The sequence below is a fragment of the Pseudoalteromonas sp. CO109Y genome, assembly GCF_004208935.1.
In the GTDB taxonomy this organism is placed as follows: Bacteria; Pseudomonadota; Gammaproteobacteria; order Enterobacterales; family Alteromonadaceae; genus Pseudoalteromonas; species Pseudoalteromonas shioyasakiensis.
This window is the reverse complement of sequence record NZ_SGPD01000041.1, coordinates 45,208-65,450: the sequence shown is the minus strand read 5'-3', so window position 1 is coordinate 65,450 and position 20,243 is coordinate 45,208. Positions and strand designations below refer to the sequence as shown.

The 20,243-nt window shown below is 39.8% G+C and carries 18 protein-coding genes and 1 pseudogene; 9 read left to right on the top strand and 10 right to left on the bottom strand.

The genetic code is table 11. From position 1 onward, the window contains the following. Nucleotides 1–33 precede the first annotated feature (33 nt). A complete protein-coding gene (dnaJ, locus tag EXT43_RS16945) occupies nt 34–1,173 on the top strand; it encodes a molecular chaperone DnaJ (protein WP_054563084.1) in 1,140 nt (379 codons plus the stop codon). A gap of 75 nt (nt 1,174–1,248) precedes the next feature. Here dnaJ and EXT43_RS16940 read toward each other — a convergent pair whose 3' ends face one another. The 3 genes from EXT43_RS16940 to EXT43_RS16930 form a co-directional block, all read right to left on the bottom strand. Beyond that, the gene (locus tag EXT43_RS16940; RefSeq protein WP_062565480.1) at nt 1,249–2,379 is read right to left on the bottom strand and encodes an HlyD family secretion protein; all 1,131 of its coding nucleotides are present in this window, start codon (nt 2,377–2,379) and stop codon (nt 1,249–1,251) included. A 3-nt stretch (nt 2,380–2,382) separates the two neighbouring features. Then, a complete protein-coding gene (locus EXT43_RS16935; protein WP_054552213.1) occupies nt 2,383–2,727 on the bottom strand; it encodes a DUF3302 domain-containing protein in 345 nt (114 codons plus the stop codon). Between the two features lie 77 nt (nt 2,728–2,804). Next, entirely contained in the window at nt 2,805–3,041 is a 237-nt protein-coding gene (locus EXT43_RS16930; protein ID WP_130167504.1) for a hypothetical protein, read from the bottom strand. A gap of 150 nt (nt 3,042–3,191) precedes the next feature. Between EXT43_RS16930 and ybaK the strand changes: the two genes are divergently transcribed. Continuing rightward, on the top strand, nt 3,192–3,653 hold the full coding sequence (gene ybaK, locus EXT43_RS16925; protein ID WP_062565479.1) for a Cys-tRNA(Pro) deacylase: 462 nt from the start codon (nt 3,192–3,194) through the stop codon (nt 3,651–3,653). Here ybaK and EXT43_RS16920 read toward each other — a convergent pair. The 3 genes from EXT43_RS16920 to EXT43_RS16910 form a co-directional block, all read right to left on the bottom strand. After that, nucleotides 3,650–4,906, bottom strand: coding sequence for a Y-family DNA polymerase (locus EXT43_RS16920; protein ID WP_062565478.1), 1,257 nt, complete (start codon nt 4,904–4,906; stop codon nt 3,650–3,652). The genes ybaK and EXT43_RS16920 overlap by 4 nt on opposite strands. Continuing rightward, nucleotides 4,894–5,307 carry a translesion error-prone DNA polymerase V autoproteolytic subunit gene (gene umuD, locus EXT43_RS16915; RefSeq protein ID WP_054552219.1) on the bottom strand — a complete coding sequence of 138 codons (414 nt, stop codon included), beginning with the start codon at nt 5,305–5,307 and terminating at the stop codon, nt 4,894–4,896. The genes EXT43_RS16920 and umuD overlap by 13 nt, the downstream gene beginning before the upstream one ends. A 63-nt stretch (nt 5,308–5,370) precedes the next feature. Beyond that, nucleotides 5,371–5,805 carry a MarR family transcriptional regulator gene (locus tag EXT43_RS16910; protein ID WP_054563088.1) on the bottom strand — a complete coding sequence of 145 codons (435 nt, stop codon included), beginning with the start codon at nt 5,803–5,805 and terminating at the stop codon, nt 5,371–5,373. Between the two features lie 112 nt (nt 5,806–5,917). Between EXT43_RS16910 and EXT43_RS16905 the strand changes: the two genes are divergently transcribed. The 5 genes from EXT43_RS16905 to EXT43_RS16885 all read left to right on the top strand — a co-directional run bounded on the left by EXT43_RS16905 (nt 5,918) and on the right by EXT43_RS16885 (nt 11,490). After that, complete coding sequence (locus tag EXT43_RS16905; RefSeq protein ID WP_130167503.1) at nt 5,918–6,691, top strand: siderophore-interacting protein; 774 nt, start codon at nt 5,918–5,920, stop codon at nt 6,689–6,691. Nucleotides 6,692–6,758: 67 nt separating this feature from the next. Next, nucleotides 6,759–7,754, top strand: a complete 996-nt coding sequence (locus EXT43_RS16900) for an LLM class flavin-dependent oxidoreductase (protein ID WP_130167502.1) — start codon at nt 6,759–6,761, stop codon at nt 7,752–7,754. 173 nt (nt 7,755–7,927) lie between these two features. Further along, nucleotides 7,928–8,884 carry a patatin family protein gene (locus EXT43_RS16895; protein ID WP_062565476.1) on the top strand — a complete coding sequence of 319 codons (957 nt, stop codon included), beginning with the start codon at nt 7,928–7,930 and terminating at the stop codon, nt 8,882–8,884. Nucleotides 8,885–9,003: 119 nt separating this feature from the next. Continuing rightward, a complete protein-coding gene (locus EXT43_RS16890; RefSeq protein ID WP_062565475.1) occupies nt 9,004–10,413 on the top strand; it encodes an alanine/glycine:cation symporter family protein in 1,410 nt (469 codons plus the stop codon). Between the two features lie 27 nt (nt 10,414–10,440). Further along, nucleotides 10,441–11,490, top strand: coding sequence for a patatin-like phospholipase family protein (locus EXT43_RS16885; protein WP_062565474.1), 1,050 nt, complete (start codon nt 10,441–10,443; stop codon nt 11,488–11,490). An 11-nt stretch (nt 11,491–11,501) separates the two neighbouring features. On the opposite strand, the gene EXT43_RS16880 is transcribed toward EXT43_RS16885, so the two are convergent. The 3 genes and pseudogenes from EXT43_RS16880 to EXT43_RS16870 all read right to left on the bottom strand — a co-directional run bounded on the left by EXT43_RS16880 (nt 11,502) and on the right by EXT43_RS16870 (nt 14,556). Further along, nucleotides 11,502–13,061, bottom strand: coding sequence for a PAS domain-containing methyl-accepting chemotaxis protein (locus EXT43_RS16880; RefSeq protein WP_130167501.1), 1,560 nt, complete (start codon nt 13,059–13,061; stop codon nt 11,502–11,504). A 255-nt stretch (nt 13,062–13,316) separates the two neighbouring features. After that, nucleotides 13,317–13,463, bottom strand: a pseudogene (locus EXT43_RS20790) (cold shock domain-containing protein); the annotation flags it as partial. 529 nt (nt 13,464–13,992) lie between these two features. After that, complete coding sequence (locus EXT43_RS16870) at nt 13,993–14,556, bottom strand: YSC84-related protein (protein WP_062565471.1); 564 nt, start codon at nt 14,554–14,556, stop codon at nt 13,993–13,995. 134 nt (nt 14,557–14,690) lie between these two features. On the opposite strand from EXT43_RS16870, the gene EXT43_RS16865 reads away from it, so the two are divergent. Further along, nucleotides 14,691–15,902: a tyrosine-type recombinase/integrase gene (locus EXT43_RS16865; RefSeq protein ID WP_062565470.1), complete on the top strand. Its 1,212-nt coding sequence runs from the start codon at nt 14,691–14,693 to the stop codon at nt 15,900–15,902. Beyond that, the gene (locus EXT43_RS16860; protein WP_062565469.1) at nt 15,902–17,089 is read left to right on the top strand and encodes a cation:proton antiporter; all 1,188 of its coding nucleotides are present in this window, start codon (nt 15,902–15,904) and stop codon (nt 17,087–17,089) included. Before EXT43_RS16865 ends, EXT43_RS16860 begins: the two co-directional genes overlap by 1 nt. A 36-nt stretch (nt 17,090–17,125) precedes the next feature. Here the strand turns inward: EXT43_RS16860 and EXT43_RS16855 are convergent, their stop codons facing one another. Beyond that, the gene (locus EXT43_RS16855) at nt 17,126–20,170 is read right to left on the bottom strand and encodes an FAD-binding and (Fe-S)-binding domain-containing protein (RefSeq protein WP_062565468.1); all 3,045 of its coding nucleotides are present in this window, start codon (nt 20,168–20,170) and stop codon (nt 17,126–17,128) included. Nucleotides 20,171–20,243: the final 73 nt, after the last annotated feature.

The window sequence follows — 20,243 nt, the reverse complement described above, 5'->3', positions numbered from 1 at the left end:
TGTAGCTGCAGTAAAAAGAGTAGTGTGATAGATATGTCAAAAAGCGATTATTATGAAGTTCTCGGCGTGAGCAAAGATGCCAGCGAACGAGACATAAAAAAAGCGTATAAGCGCTTAGCGATGAAATATCATCCAGACCGTACCGCAGGCGATAAAGACCTTGAAGCTAAATTTAAGGAAGTAAAAGATGCCTACGAAGTACTAACTGATCCGCAAAAGCGTCAAATGTATGATCAGTACGGCCATGCAGCCTTTGAACAAGGTGGTGGCGGTCATGGCGGTGGCTTCGGCGGCGGTCATGGTGATTTTGGTGATATTTTCGGTGATGTGTTTGGAGATATCTTTGGTGGTGGCGGTGGTCGTCGTCAATCGCGTCAACAACGTGGTTCGGACTTACGTTACAACATGGACTTAAGCCTTGAAGAGGCTGTTCGTGGTAAAGATGTCGAAATTAAAGTACCAACCTGGGTTAGCTGTAAGCCATGTGACGGTAGCGGTGCAAAAGCGGGTTCTAAACCAAAAACATGTACTACCTGTCATGGTGCAGGCCAAGTACAAATGCGCCAAGGTTTCTTCGCGGTTCAGCAAACTTGTCCTACGTGTCAGGGCACAGGTCAAATTATTTCTGATCCATGTGACAGCTGTCATGGCCAAGGTCGCGTAGAAAAAACTAAGACCTTATCAGTTAAGATCCCAGCGGGTGTTGATACAGGTGACCGTATTCGTCTATCGGGCGAAGGTGAAGCGGGCATGCATGGAGCACCAGCAGGTGATTTATACGTTCAGGTTTCTGTACGTGAACATCCGATTTTCCAACGTGATGGTAATAACCTGTATTGTGAAGTGCCTATTGGCTTCACAACAGCAGCACTGGGCGGTGAAATTGAAGTACCGACACTGGATGGCCGTGCAAAACTGAAGATCCCATCAGAAAGCCAAACGGGCAAGATGTTCCGTATGCGTGGTAAAGGCGTTAAGTCTGTACGTAGTGGCGCTCAAGGTGACTTGATCTGTAAAGTGGTTATTGAAACGCCGGTTAATCTTAATGATCGTCAACGTGAATTGCTTGAAGAACTTGAGCAAAGCATGGGTAAAGATGGCTCTAAAAATCGTCCAAAAGAAAAAGGTTTCTTTGACGGTGTTAAGAAGTTTTTCGATGACCTAACTAAGTAACTCTAGTTAAGTAACTTTAGTTAGATAGTAAAAAAGGCGCTAATAAGCGCCTTTTTTTATTGGTAATTGCCTACTTTAGTGATCTAAGAATAGGTAGTTTTGCCAACTTTTCATTCTGATCAATACTTTACGCATTACTGATACGTGCTCGAAGTGTTCTGAATAAACAGCGACTTCTGTGCTTGTCCCCTGTGGTAGGTTATATTCACTCATGTCGTCTGTGATTTTTAAGGTGACAATTGCGCGGCCTTGGCGAGCAAAAAACTCAGTGCCCATCAGTGTGCCTTGTGCTTGTACTTGCCCTTCACCAATAGCAGGTAATACATCGATTACTTCACCCGCAAAGGTTTTGCCAGGAATAGCTTTAAAGATAAAGTCTGCTTTGTAGCCTGGTTCGAGTCTTAATAGTGAATTTTGTCTAAATGCAGCGACGTAAACGGTATCTTCTTTGTGCACAAAGGTCATTACTGGGCGTAGTGGCATTGGTACTGCAATCATCCCAGGGCGTAATGTTAGTTGTGTAACATAGCCATCGGTAGGTGCATAAACGCTTGTGCTGTCTAAGTTAAATTGAGCTTGCTCTAAATTAGCGCGAGCTGCGGCAATTTTAGTTTGTTCGCCGTTTATTTCAGACTCAAATGCAAGTTTTTGACGTAGCTCTTCGGCCTGTGCTGCTTCGTAACTTGCCTTTGCTGCTAAGTATACACCTAATTTATTATCAACTTGGCCTTTTGAGTAAGCACCGCTTTTTGCCCCTTTTTCATAACGTTCGTATTCTTTCTTACTGCGATCATATTCAGCTTTAGCCATTAGTGCACTGGCTTGTGCTGATTTATAGGCCGCTTCTAAACCAAGCACTGACTGTTTTGCATCTTGCAAAGCGGCAATCGCTTGATTTAGTTTGGCTCGATATAAGGTATCGTCTAGGCGAAACAATAACTCACCTTTTTTAACGGGCTGATTTGGCTTAACAGCCACTTCTTCAACGGTTCCGCGTACATTTGGCACAATAGGTGTTGTGACATAGGCACTGCTGGCCATATTTGAATGTGGATGGTTATAGTTCATTAACAGGATCAAAGCGCCGATCAGCACCACACCACCAAGTACCGCGGTAGGTACCGTCCATTTATTTAGTGGGATTTTAAAAACTTTAAAGATACCAATGCACAATGCGGTATAGGTGAGTATTAATAACAAATCCATATTCTATTTCTCTTTATTATTCGATTGAGCATTTATTTGTGCTTGTAGCGCTGCCACTGTGGCTGTCAGGCTTGCCACTTTTTCAGCTAAGTCTTCTTGTTCCTTTTGGATCTGGTTAAAACCCCAACCGCGGTCATCACGCCATAATGTCGCCCAAACCCATAAAAATGGCCACAGCACGTGTAGGGTAAATAGGCTAACCCAGCCTGCATAATGGATGGCATCTTGATGAGGGTGATTACGCTTTTTGGCAATTTCGTAGGGAATATCGTGAATGGCAATAACACCATAAAATATTACTACCGTTACAAACACTAGCATGACCAGTGCAAAGTAGTCTAAAAACATGTACTTTCCTTTGTTTAACTTATAATCAATTTAATAATACGTGAAATTTCCCTAATTCCTAGTCGGTATTTTCAGATTTAGTTCAGCACAACGTAGTAGTCGGTATCAGCAAGACAACGGCATAAAGTCACATCCTCTGAAAATGTGGTGTTTTGTATTCGGCCTTTTTCTAAGCCAAGCGTATGGCATTTGCTTTGACAATCCATGTAGGCATTCCACGCGAGGTATTCGTTGCACACAAAATTCACTGCATACAATAGGGTGAGTATGATAAATAACTGTTTGGCTAGATAGAGCCCTGTGTGTCTAGACATGCTTGTTACCCTGCCCAGGATTCATTACTTTAGTGTAGTCGAATTAGGTCTATTTCGTGTGTTTTGTAGCGGTTTTTCTATTGCCTTATATTCCTTGTTCACGGTATGTTTTATAAAGTGACTGCTAATTAATTAGTTATAGGAAAATCAATGACGCCGGCTATAAACTTACTGAAGAAGAAAGGTATTAGCTTTGATGTGCTCAGCTATCAGCATGAGCCTTCGCAACAACAGTTTGGCCTTGAAGCGGTTGAAAAGCTTAAGCTACCAGCTGAGCAAGTATTTAAAACCTTAGTACTTGAAGACGCTGACCACCAGCTTTTGGTTGCTATTGTGCCAGTTAGCCAACAAGTTAACCTGAAAATGCTGGCAAAGGCGGCAAAGGTTAAAAAAGTACAAATGGCTCCACAACAAAAAGTCGAAAATACCACAGGTTATATTTTAGGTGGAGTAAGCCCGCTAGGTCAGAAAAAGCGCCTTAATACCTATGTGCATCAATCTGCAGATAGCTTTGACTTGATGTATGTTTCAGCTGGTAAGCGAGGCCTTGAGATTTCGTTGGCACCTAAGGATTTATGCAGTTTACTAAATGCTAAGCTGGCAGATTTTTAACAATGTATTTTTGGTAGGTTATGCCAGCGGGTTGTGTAATGAGGCGATAAGTACGCGCGTTTCATATGCCAACGGGTCGTTGGAGTTTCGCTGGCTATGGCAAGGGTACCCACGCCATAACGGGTGTTAATGCTATCAAGACACTTCATCAGTTTTGGGTTATCGATAGGCGCTTGAAATAGATCAGGTTGCTGAAACATGTGGCTTGATAACTCAAGAGCACCTACACCACATTTATAAAATCGTACCCCAGGTTTATAGAGATGATCAAATACCTCGCTGATAGCATTGGCAAACACGCAACTATCGGCGGTGGCGACACTAAACTCATAAATATAGGACTTTTTATAATAGCCATCTTGGTGAGGAGAACTGGCCACAAACATTAATAAGCGTTGAGTGTGTGAGCCTTGCGCACGTAGTTTTCTTGCTACAATGACACAATGATTGATCAGTGCCGTTTTCAGCGCGGTGGCGTCAGTGATACGCTCTCCAAAACTACGGGTCGAAAAAATTTCTTTTTTGTCTTGGCGTACTTCATCCCAGGCTAAACAGCTTTTACCGCGTAACTCGTTCACTGTGCGCTCTAATACAATACTAAATAGGCGTTTCATTTTTCGTGGGTCTTGCTCGGCTAAATCAAAGGCTGTATTAATATTCATTGCTTTGAGTTTTTTAGCTAAGCGTCGACCAACGCCCCAAACATCTTGTACGTCCATGGCTTTTAGAATGGCTACCCGTGAAGTTTCTGAGTCAATCACTGCAACGCCATCAAAGCCGGGGAGTTTTTTCGCTGCATGATTGGCGGCTTTGGCTAGGGTTGCTGTTGGGCCAAATCCAACACCGACTGGCAGCTTTGTTTCGCGCCATACGGTACGGCGAATATCATGGCCATAACGATGCCAATCGTGAATAAGTTTTTTGAAACCAGTAAAGTTTAAAAATGATTCATCAATAGAGTATATGTGCTGATTATCGCAAAAGCGGCCAATCACGTTCATCATCCGCTCGCTTAAATCCGCATACAGCTCATAGTTAGATGAGCGGATCACCACTTGGTTATCTTCGAGTATTTTCTTTACTTGAAAATAAGGCTGAAATTTTGGAATAGCCAGCTTTCGTGCAATAGGGCACACGGCACAAATACAACCATCGTTGTTAGTAAGAACCACAACCGGTTTACTACGAATAGCCGGATCAAATACTTTTTCGGCGCTGGCATAAAAGGCCACCGCATCGACTAAGGCGTACATGCTAATAGCTCTTTACTACTGCGATGTAAGCGAATTGAGCGAGTGACCACGCCTTCTAATTGAAATTCATCCGATTGGCGTAGTTGCACTGCGGGGTATTTAGGTGAGGCTGATAATAACTGTGCATTGTGTTTATCTAATAGCTTACAAACAAATAAACCATTTAGATTCGCGACAATGACATCGCCATTTTTAACGTCTTCGGCGCGATCAACCAGTAATAAGTCACCATCAAAAATCCCCACACCTTGCATTGATTCGCCAGAGGCAATACCAATAAATGTTGCATCAGGGTGTTTAATCAATAGCTGATCTAATGATAAGCCTAGCTCTTTGTATTGTGCTGCCGGTGATTCAAAACCACATACGCCAGCTTCGATATAAATAGGAATAACACGCATAACAAAACCACTATACTGTACGTTTGTACAGTATAGTGGTTTGTGGTTATCTTGCCAATAAGATCACGGGGTGTTGTGATTGATATTTTCGATCATGGTTGTGGCAATAGCGATAAAATCACGTACTTGTTGATCAGTTAAACCGTGGCAAAGTTTGGCATCAACTTCTTGCTCTGCAACTTCTAAACGCGAGAACAGGGCGTTACCTTGATCAGTAAAGGATAAAATTAAACAGCGCTTATCGTTTTCGTCGGCACATTTAGAAACCAGTTCAAGCTTTATAAGCTCTTTTACTAAGCGTGCTATTTGTGCTTTATCACGACCAGTTTTGGCAACAATATCATTGGCAGTACAGTGCTGTGTTTCGGCAATAATATGTAAACAGCGTACATGCAGTGCGTTAAGACCAAGCTCGTTGGCGTTAATGGCTTCGCGTACAGTGACACGGTAACTTTGTGCCAGTGTAAATAAAGCTGAAGAAAGAGAGGTTTGTGGCATGATTCACCTAAGTTAAGCAAGTTTACATTAGTTGACAAAGTCAATTAAAAGCGTATAGTTGACTATATCAACTATTGGGGCGTTGTGCAATTTAACCAGCTAGGAGACCAAGATGGCTAGAAAAGTTCGTCGTGCAAACGTATTAAGTACTACACGTATTTCCCCGCATCTACAAAGAATTGTTGTTGGCTCAGAGGAGTTTGCCGATTTTCCACAAGATGCAAAAGGTGCGTACGTAAAGGTGCTACTCCCGCATGCCGGAGAATCAAAAGTTGAACTTGATTTACACGCTGAGCACCCAGCATTAATGCGCTCTTACACTATTCGTGATATCAACCCATTTAACGGTGCAATTACCCTCGATTTTGTGGTTAACCAACATCAAGGCGTGGCAACCAACTGGGCACAAAATGCGTGTGTAGGCGACGAGGTAGGTATAGCAGGCCCAGGCCCTAAAAAACTCACTGATTTTACGCAAACACATTATTTAATGCTGGCAGATTTAACTTCAGTAAATGCAATCAATGGCTACTTACAAGCCCTGCCACAAGATGCCACTGTTGATGTCATTATTCATGTTGCTGATAAAGCCGACATCATTGAGCTTGAGCAAATTAAGGCACACATCCAACATAGTGTTGAATGGTTAGTTACAGATGAGCCAGAAACAGATCTACTCGACCAAGTAACACGCTTATGTGCTGGCTATAACACGCAACCTATGGTGTTTATGGCACTAGAAGCAAACTTGGTAAAAGCAATTCGCCGATTAGTAACAAGCAGTTTTGAAATTGACCGTGAACACATTGTTGCATCAGCTTATTGGAAGCGTGGTATTGATGCCGATGGCCTAAAGGTGGAAAAACAGCAACAAAGCCGTGCCTAATTAGCATTTGAAAAATAGCCATTCGCTCTCATTAACTAATTATAAAGAGTTAAATTTTGGAGAGCGAATGTCAGATCTTAGCAACACACCTTTTTCATTGCTTGAATTGAGCCCAATGAAAGAGCACGAAACCGTTTCGCAAACACTAGCAAATAGTGTTACCTATGCAAAAACAGCCGACAAACTGGGTTTTAATCGGTTTTGGATGGCAGAGCATCATAATATGCGCGGAATCGTGTGTGCCGCAACTTCAGTACTGATAGGTCATATCGCAGGTAAAACTCAGAATATTCGCGTAGGTGCAGGTGGGGTGATGTTACCTAACCATCCACCGCTGGTGGTTGCTGAGCAATTTGGCACCCTAGAGAGTTTATACCCCGGTCGCATTGATTTAGGTTTAGGCCGAGCACCAGGTAGTGACCCAATTACCAGCCGTGCTTTGCGCCGTGACGAACAACGTGCTGAGCACTTCAATGATGAAGTAACGGAGCTGCAAGCTTTACTTGGCCCATATAAAGGTGACTCTCCAGTACGCGCAATCCCAGGTGAAGATACAAATGTACCAATCTGGTTACTGGGCTCAAGCCTTTATAGTGCTGGACTTGCGGCAAAAAAAGGCCTGCCATATGCATTTGCTGGTCATTTTGCCCCACGCTTTGTTGAAGATGCCATTGCATTGTATCGCAGAGAATTTCAACCATCTGAGGTATTAGATAAGCCATACGTCATGCTTGGCTTACCCGTTGTTGCAGCTGACACCGATGAACAAGCACAGTTTTTAGCAACCACAGCGAAACAACGCATCTTAGCACTTATGCGCGGGAAGCCACTTTGGCTTAAAGAGCCTGTTGCAACAATGGAAGGCTTGTGGACAGCGCAAGAAAAAATGCAAGTAGAAAACTTTTTAGGACTTTCTGTTGTTGGCGGTCAAGCGAGCGTTAAGCATAAGCTGAGTATGATTAAACAAACGCTACAGGTTGATGAGTTTATTTTTACAAATGACCTGTATGAATTGAGTGACAGACAACATGCGCTGGAAATATTAGCAAGCATCATGAACTAATACGGTTTGGCAAATAGTGAATGCGTGTAATGAGTTTTATGCGCATTGATTAAGCCCTGACACTCATTTATTAAACGATTTTATAGATTAAATCAATTTATATAATCCGTTTTAAGGATTGAAATTAACTTAATACAATATATTTATTAACCATAACCCTAGGAAGGTGCACCGTGAAATCTCAAACAATTGCCGCAGTAGAACCACAAACAAAAACAGCATTAATCGCTGAGGGTGGTGGGCAACGAGGGATTTTTACCGCAGGTGTGCTCGATGCATGGTTAGAAAATAATTACGATCCATTCGATTTATTCATTGGCACATCGGCAGGCTCACAAAACTTAACAAGTTATTTAGCGCGTCAAAAAGGCTATGCAAAACGTTTGATCAGAGGCCTTTCTCGTCATAAACGTTTTTTCCAACTTGGCCGCGGGCTGTTTGGTAAAAGCATTGTTGACCTTGATTGGTATTTTGATAAAACCAAAGAGGTAAACCGTGCCCTTGATTTTAAAACAGCAACACAAAGCCTAGGTAAACGCGAACTGTTGATCACAACCACTAACGCAGCTGATCGTAAACCGTATTATTTGAGCCCAAATGGTGAAGATACGCAATGGTTGGCATTATTAAAAGCATCAAGCGCACTGCCATTTTTATATAAAGATGGAGTGAACTTAACGCCTTGGCTAACAACAAAGGCCGCAAACGATGCCATTATTCAAAGCTCTAATACTGATTTAGTGCATGATATGTATTTAGATGGTGGTTTAGCCGCACCTTTACCTGTGAAAGAAGCTTATAACCGTGGTGCTCGTGATATTGTGGTCATTCGTACTGTTGATGAAAACTTTCAAGTACAATCTGAATGGGTAAATAAGTTAAAGTCACTAGTTTGCGTATCAGGTTATTGCCCTAAAACCATTGATTACTTGGTTCAACACGAACAAGCTTATCAAGAAGAACTCGATTTCATTGCCAACCCACCAAGTGATGCCCGTATCACGCAAATTTTTGCAGGCGATAAATTACGCAGTAAGCTACTGGGTAGTACAGATTCAGATCTGCGCTATGATCACAAATTAGGTTTAGCGGCAGGTCGTGCCTTTTTACAGCAACAACTGCTAAATTAGTTGGGAGCAGGCCGGGCAATTAATCCCATTGCCTACTTGAGATATTTGTAAATAGAGTTAAAGTGGTTAGCTATTCACTTTTTGTGATTTTTTATCTATAAGAACAATAAAGGCTTGCCATGTTTAACAGTGCTGTATCGACAATCAATGGTCTTCTTTGGGGAGAAGGCCAAATTCTTATCTATATTCTTCTGTTTGCTGGGATCTGGTTTTCGGTAAGGTTAAAAGCGATTCAATTGGTTAAGTTTCGCCATATGTTTAGCCTATTAAAGTCGAGTAGCAGCACCGATAAAAACTCAATTAGTTCGTTTCAAGCTTTATGTACTGGTCTTTCAGCTCGCGTGGGCACAGGTAACCTTGCGGGGGTTGCCGTTGCTATTTCGTTAGGGGGCAGTGGCGCAATATTTTGGATGTGGGTGATTGCCATTTTGGGCATGGCCACAGGCTTTGCCGAGAGCGTACTTGGGCAAGTTTATAAAGTCAGGGATGCCAATGGCGAGTTTAGAGGCGGTCCTGCTTATTATATTCAGCAAGGCTTAGGCAGTAGAGCGCTTGCAGTGTGTTTTGCTTTTTGCTTGTTTCTTGGTTATGGCTTTACGTTTAGTGCCATGCAAACGAATACCATTACCGATGCCCTCAATTACGCATTTGAAATTCCTACTTTGTATTCAGGTATTGTGATCACGATACTGGCAGGCTCTATTATTTTAGGTGGCTTTAAAGCTATTGCCCGCTTTGCTGAACGAATTGTGCCAGTTATGGGCATTTTATTTGTACTAGCCGCCATTATTATTACTTTATTGAATATCGGTAAAGTGCCTGCGATGATTGAAGATATTTTACTTTCAGCCTTTGGCTTACAAGAAGCAGGCGCAGGAGCAATGGGTGCCGCAATTAAAAATGGTATTCAGCGAGGGCTTTATTCGAATGAAGCCGGAGCGGGTAGTGTGCCACATGCATCTGGCTGTGCATCACCAGTACCAAATCACCCAGTCACTCAAGGCTATATTCAAATGCTAGGGGTGTTTTTCGATACCATTGTGCTGTGTAGTTGTACGGCGGTGATTATTTTATTGGCTAATATTGATATTAGCGGCGAAATGGAAGGGATCCGCTTAACTCAATCTGCGATGACAGCGCATATGGCTGCTGGTGGCATTTACTTTGTAGCGGCTGCAATTTGTTTATTCGCGTTTACTTCAGTGGTTGCAAACTATGCCTACGCAGAAAGTAACCTACATTTATTTAAACTAGATAATAAACTCGGCCGTGGAATTTACACCTGTTTATATTTATCCATGATGATTTGGGGCGCATCGGCCACCATTAAACAAGTGTGGGATCTTGCAGACATTGCTTTAGGTTTAATGACAGTGGTGAACGTTATCGCTATCATACGCTTAACGCCAACCATCTTATCTGTGACAAAAGACTACCATAGTCAACGTGAAGCAGGGCAAGAACCGAGTTTTGATTCTGAAAAAGTGCAGGTTCAAGGTCAAACAGAACAAGGGATTTGGCGCAAATAATCTAAAACAATAACGAGAAAAGTAACCATGATAGATATTTACGCAGGGCCAAGTGCTGCAAAAGTAATTCAAGAGCAAGGCCTGTCTGCCGATTTGTTTAATACCTTTTTAGGAGCAAGCGGCGGGCCGAAATGGTTTACATTATTTGGTTTAGATAAATATCTATTTGGTGAATTTTTTAAAGACCGCACTACACCTCTAAACTTGTTAGGGTCAAGTGCCGGTGCATTTAGATCTGCCTGTTTTGCTCAAAATGACCCTGTTGCTGCAATATCTCGATTAGCAAAGTCTTACTCTGAAACACGCTATTCATCGAATAAAGCAAAACCAGAAGAGATAACAACAAAAGCGCGAGAGTTATTAAGCACAGTTTTTGCTGAAAATGGTATTCAAGAAATTATTAACAACCCTATTTTTAAAGCCCACTTTATAGTTGCAAAATCGAATGGCTTTACAGCATCAGAAAACAAAGTGATGCAGTTAATGGGGTTATCTAAAAGCTATTTAGTCAATAGAATGAATAGACGTTTGTTAAGTAAGCAATATGAACGTTATGTATTTCAGCCTGCGGATAGTCAGTTATCGTTTTCAGATAACAATACCTTTAATACGCATACTATTGAGCTAAGCGAAGATAATTTAGCGGATGCGTTACTTGCTTCAGGCTCTATTCCATTAGTCATGCAGGGCATTAAAAATATCAAAGGAACACCACCAGGTATGTATCGCGATGGCGGTATCATCGATTATCACTTTGACTTAAGTATTCATAATGACGGGCTTATTTTATATCCGCATTTTAATAACAGCCCTAAAGCAGGTTGGTTTGATAAGAGCCTAAAGCGCAGTGTTACCCCGAGTAACTATGAAAACGTAGTGATGATCACTCCATCAGCTGACTTTGTTGCTTCGTTACCTTATGGCAAAATCCCAGATCGTAAAGACTTTACAGAACTTGATGCTGATACACGAATTAAGTATTGGCAGCAGGTATTCAAAGAAACAGAACGGTTAGCAGAAGCATTCGATGCGGTGTGTACTAATAAGCACACACCGAAAATAAACCTAATTAAATAGTATTGCTTTCGCTACTTAAACTGATTAATCAAGGCAGTTTGCTCTGTCACTTTACTGAGGAGCGCTTCGCAAAGTTGCTGCGAAGTATGGCCAAGCTCTGTACACTCATGAGCAAAGTCTTGTGCTGACGTTAAGTTGGTAGCAATAACCTGGCTTGCTGTCAGTTGCTCGTTCATTGCATGCGCTATGATGCTATTGAGTTCACTTAGTTTGATAGACTGGGCTTTAATATGGTCTAAACTATCGCCGCTTTGATGTGCAAGCTCAACACTTTTAGCCGACAAGTTAAGTCCGTCTTTCATGGCAAGTTGTGCTTGTTTCGAGGCGTGTGTGAGCTGATTTAACACATTGTTTATTTCTTCAGTTGATTGCTGTGTACGTGATGCCAATGCACGAACTTCACCTGCAACAACAGCAAAACCACGGCCATGGTCGCCTGCTCGGGCAGCTTCGATAGCCGCATTTAAAGCAAGTAAATTAGTTTGATCGGCAATGGCGTTTATCTCAGATAAAATTGCCACAATGTGTTGATTACCTTCAATTAAGTTTTCTACTTGGCTACTTGCTTCTTTGAGTTTTTCATCAAGCTCACTAATTGAAGTTATCGTTTGTTTGACCGCAAGTGAGCCTTGTTCGGTTGCTTGGTTTGACTCTTCAGCAGCTTGATTAGACTGCATTGTGCTTGATGAAAGCTCATTGATTGAGGCCGTCATTTGCTCTGTGGCAACAACAATTTGAGAGACTTCATCTGTTTGTTTATTTAAAAGTTCAGTCACGTTATGACCAGACTCTGCACATTGTTGCGCGTTGTGATTAACGCCCATGGTCACATCATTAACTCGGCCAACAACAGCTTTTAATTTAGCTTGTTGCATCTCAAGGGCAAGATGTAAAAAGCCAGATTGATCATTGGTACCAGAATACAGGTAAGCCATTAAAGGATTATCGTAGACTTGTTTTGCTTTATTTATAAGCGCTAAATATTTTTGACGCCAAATATACATAAGCCCATTAGCTGATGCTAAAAATAGAACTAGTAGACAATGAAAAATATCGAATCCAGAGCTAAAAACGGCAGCCAGCGAACCTAAAAAACTAATGAATAATAGGGCACTTATGTAAAGAGTGGAATCGAACTTTGCTGCAGTGGCATGAGATTTTTGATTATTGTTTATTTTAGCGTATTCAGCGGTCGCTCTTTGTACGACATCGTCACTTTGTTTAGTTCTGACTGATTGAAACTCAACAGTACAACCACTTTTATCTTTAATCGGTGTTACAAAGGCATTAACCCAATAATAATCACCATTTTTACAGCGATTTTTAACAGGCCCCATCCAAGATTGACCATTTTTTAGATGTTGCCACAAATCTGCAAAAGCCAGTTTCGGCATATCAGAGTGGCGAACAAGGTTATGAGGCTTACCTACCATTTCGTCTAGCGTGAAACCAGCTATCTTGCAAAATTCATCATTGGCATAGGTAATATGGCTTTGCAAATCAGTAGTCGATAGGAGGATGTCAGATTCAGAAAATTTAACTTCGGTATCGGTATTAATTCTATGTTTCACGTTAAAATCACCCAAGTACAGCTTTAAGTTCAGAAAGTAAATTAGCGGAGTAAAAACAGTCTGAACCAGAAAGAGGTAGTGTTAATTTGAACACTAATGTTTATAAACAATTTAGCGATAAATTCGTGATAAAGAACTAGGAAAATTCCGGTTTTATGTTACAAAAGTTAATATTATTTAACTAAGAAAAGTTGGGGAGATGGGTTAAAAGTTAGCTAAATTGTAAAATTTAGCCAACTTGATTTTTAAAATACATTAATCTCGCAAAATAAAATCACTCTGGCAGGGGGCTTCACCAGGGCTTTGATCTAACTTTGTGTTAGGGCAATTTTTAGAAAAAAATAACGCTTCTTCTAGAGAGTTCATTTGGCTGCAATATTGTCGGCCATCACATTCATACTCGGGCTTTTCATAATCAGATATTGTGATATCTCGATTATGGCTGTAATTTGATTTTACGGGATCAATAATTTTTGTTTGAAGCGTTTGTGTTGGTGAGATACCCCCATAATTAACTGCATAATAATCCCATGCGAAATAGCCAATTATGATGATTAGAAAAAACTTCCTCATGATGAATCCTTGTTATTATTGTTTAGACTAATGTGATTCGTGAGCGGTATTGAGGCCTAAGCCTTATGTCCCAACCTGAAAGTCTTACTATAATAAGATGAAGAAATAATATTAAGTAAAATTAGTGGCTTATGAATTAAATACGAAATTTCTGATAGCGTAGATAAATAAAAAGTTTGAAATGAACAGCAGTTTTAAGTATTAAATCATTAGAAATGTGGATTTAGAAAACTAGTGATTACCTAAAGATTAAAATATAACAATTACCCATAAATTACGTTATGTTAAATTAGATAAAATAATTAAAAGCGGGAGTTAGGTTGCTAACTAGCCCACTTTTAGAAGGGTTTTAAATAGCTTAATTAAGCTCAGAATCTACCCAAAACTTAGTGCCTTTCAGTACCGCTTGTAACGCAAGGCCATTTTCGGTTAAAGAGTAAACAGTTACTTGGTCTGCAATTGCTTCGGCAACTAAAGCGCCACCTTTATCTTCATATTTGGCTGCTGCATCAGCGTTTCCACCGAATGCCCAACCATGTTCAATAAAGCGATTTACTGCTGCTTGGTTATGAAAAACCATCACAACATTAAAGTCTTTAACACCTAAACCTAGACCTAAACCCGCTTCACCCATATTCATGTAAGTTGATTTACCGGTTAGGTTGTTTTTAACAACACCATAGCCACCGCCAAAACTGGCTAAAACAACATTTACATTGGCATTATCAAAAACCGCATAACCAGCAGAGTTAGCAATTTGTTGTTTAACATCAGGTTTTTGAGTGTAAAGCTCTCTTAATGTATTGTTTTTCATGCTTTGTACTAAAGCACGTTTTTCATCGGGAGATGCACTGCCTGTTGTAGCACAACCGGCTAAAATTGTAGTGATTAAAACTAAACTAATAGCGATAAACTTTTTCATACATATTCCTTGAATATTAGTATGGCAATCTAGTTAATGTTGCAAATACTAAAGATATATTAAGTCCAATACTAGACAGTATCGGACTTTGTGGTAATCTTATAACTAGCTATTTTACAAGATATTACATCATTATGCTCGTTGCTCTCGTCGATACACTAAAACAACTGCGTTACCAAATTGCCCATCTTGAAGATGATACTCTTGCAACAGAATATCCAGAACTTGATAACTTTATACATCAAGTTGGATTGACTGTTGCTGAATCAAAAAATGACTTAGTTTTTCTTTATCAATTTTTATATGTGTATGGCCGAAAATCAGAAGCCACATTTAATCGTTTTCGAAATGAGCTTGAGCGTTTTTGTTTATGGTCTTGGTTGGTTGCTGAAAAATCGGTGTTCGATCTAAAGCGTGACGATATTGAAGCTTATGTTGATTTTATGGTTGAACCAGATTCAGCCTGGTTATCAAATTCAGTGCAATGGCGTTATAAAGATGAACAAGGCATAAGACGACTCAATACAAATTGGCGCCCTTTCATAAATAAAGAAAATATTGCTAGCCAACAAACACTCGCAGCTATGTTTACAGCACTCAATGTTTTTTATAAGTTCGCAATTTTAGAAGAAAAAACCTTTGCTAACTTTGTACCGGTTGTTAAAAAGAATAGCCCTTACTTAGTTGTGCAATCGCAAATTAAAATCCCCGATACACTCAGTGATATTCAATGGGAATATGTTTTTGGTGTTACTCGAGATTTATGTGAGCAACAACCTGATTTAGAGAGAAATTTATTCACTCTTGCTTGCTTAAAAGGATTGTACTTACGAATATCTGAGTTATCAGAACGCCCTCAGTGGTCGCCGGTTATGTCACATTTTTGGCAAGATAATGATGGTTTTTGGTTTTTAAGAATTATGGGTAAAGGTAACAAGTTACGTGATGTTACCTTAAGTGAAGATTTTATATTATATCTAAAACGTTATAGGCTTTACCGAGGTTTACCTGCCCTGCCCCGTGTTGATGAAGCTGAGCCGCTAGTTCATAAAATTCGTGGCAAAGGTGGAATGACTGTTCGTCAAATTCGTCGTTTGGTACAACAAAGTTTTGACTTAGCAAAACAGTCTCTTTTACAAGATGGCTTTAAAGATGATGCGGAACAACTTGAAGCGGCGACTGCTCACTGGTTAAGACATACCGGTGCAACACACGATGCTCAAACAAGACCGCTAAAACATTTATCTGAAGATTTAGGTCATGCAAAAATCGCTACGACAGATCAAATTTATATTCAAACAAATATAAAAGAACGCGCAAAGTCTGGAATAAAAAGGAAAGTTTAATGGAATATACAATACTGGCATTAGTTGGCTCAGCTCTTTTATTTTACTCGCTGACAATTCGTCAGCTAGAACGAACAGAAATTACTGGGCCGATGTTTTTTGTGTTGGTCGGAATTGCAATGTCTTACTTTTTGCCGAGTGAGTTTAAGTTAGGCGAAGCCGGACTCAGCGACATTTTACCTTTGGTAGAATTAACCTTAAGTATTTTTTTATTTACCGATGCAGCAAAATCAAAACTCCCCGTATTAAAACATAGTTATCAGTACCCTAGCCTGCTACTTTTTATGGCTTTGCCGATGACACTAATGTTAGGTGTTGCCGGTGGATTGTTTTTCTTTTCGGAGTTATCACTTTTTCAATCTGCCTTGATCGCGATTATTTTAACACCAACGGATGCTGCGCTTAGCAAAGGAATTTTAGAATGTACATCGGTACCAGAAAAAGTTCGCGAAGGAATAAATACTGAAAGTGGTTTGAACGATGGCCTTTGTGTCCCCATTTTTTTAGTTTTACTTTTATTAGTTCAAAACCCAGAAAGTGCTGTAACGACAATCGATACTTTACTTGTTTTTGCAAGAGAGTTAGGTGTTGCACTGGTTATTGCAGGCGTGTCGATGGCAGTATTTATTCCACTTTTAAAAATAGCATTAGCACGTCATTACTTTGCAAATAATAGCAGTCCATTTTTGTTGATTGGTTTAGTAATGGCCATTTTCTCTTTAACACAAAATTTTCATGGCAGTGGTTTTATAGCTGTTTTTGTTGCGGGACTTTTATTTGATTACTTATCACCTAAAAAAATACGTTCAACATTAGTTAAAGACTCTGAGCATATCGCTGAATTTGTTGCGCTACTAATTTGGTGTTTATTCGGTTTTGTATGTGGTCACTTAATTGTGAATGATATTACCTGGCCAATTGTTTTTTACGCGTTATTAAGTGTGACGGTTTTTAGAATTGTGCCGGTACTACTTTCACTTATGTTTACTAATCTAAATTTCAAAGACAAGTTTACTTTTGCGTGGTTTGGCCCAAGAGGTTTGGCGTCTATCGTTTTCACTTTAATGGTGATGGATACAGCAATTGCAAACAAAGAACAAATTGCCACGGTAACATTAACAACCATTTTATTTAGTGTTTTCATTCATGGCATGAGTACCAAGCCCATCGCAAAAAGTTACCAATAAAAAAGGCGCGTTGAGCGCCTTTTTTATTTTTACAACTTAAAGTAGCTCTGCAATTAATTGCAGTGGATGCTTTGGTTTAAATTTCTCATAGCGCTTCACTTGGCTACGACAAGAAAAGCCAGTTGCTAAAATAGTTTCAGGCTCATTACTTGAAATAATTGGTTGCCAACTCATTTCATAAAGTGCGCGTGAATTTTCTTGGTTTTGTTTTTCGTGGCCATACGTTCCTGCCATACCACAACAACCCGTACTGGTAGTTTCAAGCTGTAAATTTAGATCAGCAAAAATGGTTTGCCAAACTTTAGACGCATTTGGCATTGCTGTTGTTTCAGTACAATGACTTAATAATTTAAAAGTAGAATTCGACTTAGTGGTAAGTGAAAGCTGATTGAAGTTTTGTGTTTGAAGCCATTCATGAGCTAATTCAACTTTAAAGTCACCACGCTCATCTTTTAATATTGAGACATACTCATCTCTGTAACACATAACCAAAGATGCATCGAGCCCAACTAAAGGAGCGTTGATTTCACTCAGTGAATTTAAAAACTCAGCTGCATTTTTTGCTGTTGTTTTAAATTCATTTAAAAAACCTTTTACATGCTGAGCTTTACCATTTGGTTTAAACGGTAATAGCATTGGTTTTTTGCCTAACGCTTTAATCACTTTAATAAAGCTTTCGACTAATTCGGCTTCGTAAAAACTAGTGAATGGATCTTGTACTATCAGTACATATTCTGCTTGTTGTTCTTTTGAAAGCGAATTAAGTAATTGAAAATTAAATTGCTGATCTTTAGAAATACGTTTAGAAAGTTGCGGTACACTTAAGCTTGGCGTATCAACATAACCAATGGTATTTTTAATTAAACCTGAAACAAGCTTTGTATTTACAATTGGATTTACCACTTTAGCAAACTTTGCCATCACCGGCGCAGTTTGCTCGATACCTGCTACTAAGTAATCTTTAGCGGGACGAGCGTAATAACTGTGGTAGAAATTTAAAAAGCGTGAACGAAATGTCGGTACATCAACTTTTATTGGGCATGCAGTAGTACATGCTTTACAAGCTAAACATTCATCCATAGATTCTTTCACTTCGTGAGAAAAATCATAAACACCTTTTTTCTTATCGCGACTATGTTGATAGCGCTCCCACCAAGTGATTACTTCACCATTGATCAATTCTTTTTCAACATTGAGTAAATCAATATTTTCAGACTCTTGAAGTCGTAACCATTCGCGCATTAAACTCGCGCGTCCTTTTGGTGAATATCGGCGGTCACCTGTTACTTTATAAGACGGACACATTGGTGATTTTTCATCGTAGTTAAAACACAGACCATTACCATTACAGGTCATCGCGTTATTAAATTCTGTTTTAACATCGATAGAAATTTCTTTGTCGAACCAGGCACGCTTTTGATCGTCAACAGAAACGAGTAAGTCTTTACTTTCAAATGGCGTACAGATTTTACCCGGGTTTACTCTGTTATTTGGATCAAATGCCGCTTTAATTTTTCGAAGTTGTGTAAATAAATGCTCGCCAAAAAATTCAGGGCCATATTCACTTCGATATCCTTTGCCGTGCTCACCCCACATTAAGCCGCCATATTTGGCAGTCAATTTAACGACTTCATCTGAAATATGACGAAGCAATTTTTCTTGCTCAGGGTCACACATATCTAAAGCAGGTCGTACGTGTAAAACACCCGCATCAACATGGCCAAACATACCATATTGAAGATTGTGGTTATCGAGAAGTTCACGAAACTCCACTATAAAATCTGCTAAGTTTTCTGGTGGTACAGCTGTATCTTCAGCAAAAGCTAATGGTTTTTGATTGCCTTTTACATTCCCTAAAAGACCCACTGACTTTTTACGCATTGCATAAATTTTTAAAATATCAGCCTTGTCATTCGTTAATTGATAACCGATCACGCCATTAGTTTGCTTTGCAACACATTCATCAAGTAACTTACAAAGAGTGTCTACTTTGTCTTTTATGTCTTCTGGTGAAACCGCATTAAACTCAACCATGTTGAGCCCTTGCATATCTTTGTTTTCAACATCGGTTATTAAGTCCGATACTGAGTGCCAAATGATATCTTCTCGAGCAAGGTTAAGTACTTTACTGTCGACTGTTTCTACCGATGTTGCATTTGCTGCGACTAGAAAGGGTGAATGACGAAGTGCAGAATCAAAGCTATCGTATTTAATATTGATTAATGTTTTAAATTCAGCAATGGGCGTAATGTTAAGTTTCGCTTCTGTAACAATACCTAAAGAACCTTCGGAGCCAGTAATTAATCTGCTCATATCAAAGGTTTGTAAATCATCAGAAAAAATATGTTCTAAATCGTAACCGGTTAGAAAACGGTTTAAACGTGGGAATTTTTCTAAAATAGCATCACGGTTTTCAAGGCCAATATCGATAACTGTTTTATATAATTTACCTACAGTCGTGTTTTGTTCAGCAATTACTTTTGCTTTTTCAATAGGCATAGGGGTTGTTGACATTTCAGTGCCATCAACAAGATAAGTTGTTAGGCCTAAAACGTGATCACTTGTTTTGCCATAAACCAAAGAGCCTTGACCTGATGCATCTGTATTTATCATTCCACCGATTGTTGCACGGTTACTTGTTGATAAATCGGGCGCAAAGAAAAAACCGTAAGGACGCAAAAAGTCGTTTAATTGGTCTTTTATTACACCCGTTTGCACGCGCACCCAGTTTTCTTCGACATTGATTTCTAAGATTTCACGCATGTAGCGAGATAAATCAACAACTATACCCGGGGTTAGCGATTGTCCATTAGTACCTGTACCGCCTCCGCGTGGACCAAAAGTCAGTGATAAAAATGGATCACGTGAAGCAATTTGCATAGCAAGTTGTATGTCTTTTGCTGACTTTGGAAAGATGACACCTTGAGGTACCTGTTGGTAAACGCTGTTATCGGTCGATAAACTTAAACGTGTAGAAAAGCTTGCATCGGTATCACCACTAAAACCTTGTTTTTGTATTGTATCTAAGTAATTAGAAACGAGTTCTGTGGCGGCTTGTTGTTGGCTTATTGTTGCTATCATGACGGTGATAAATTAAGGCATTTTGCAAATTATATCATGCTAATAGCTAAGATAAATTGAAGATTTTACAGTT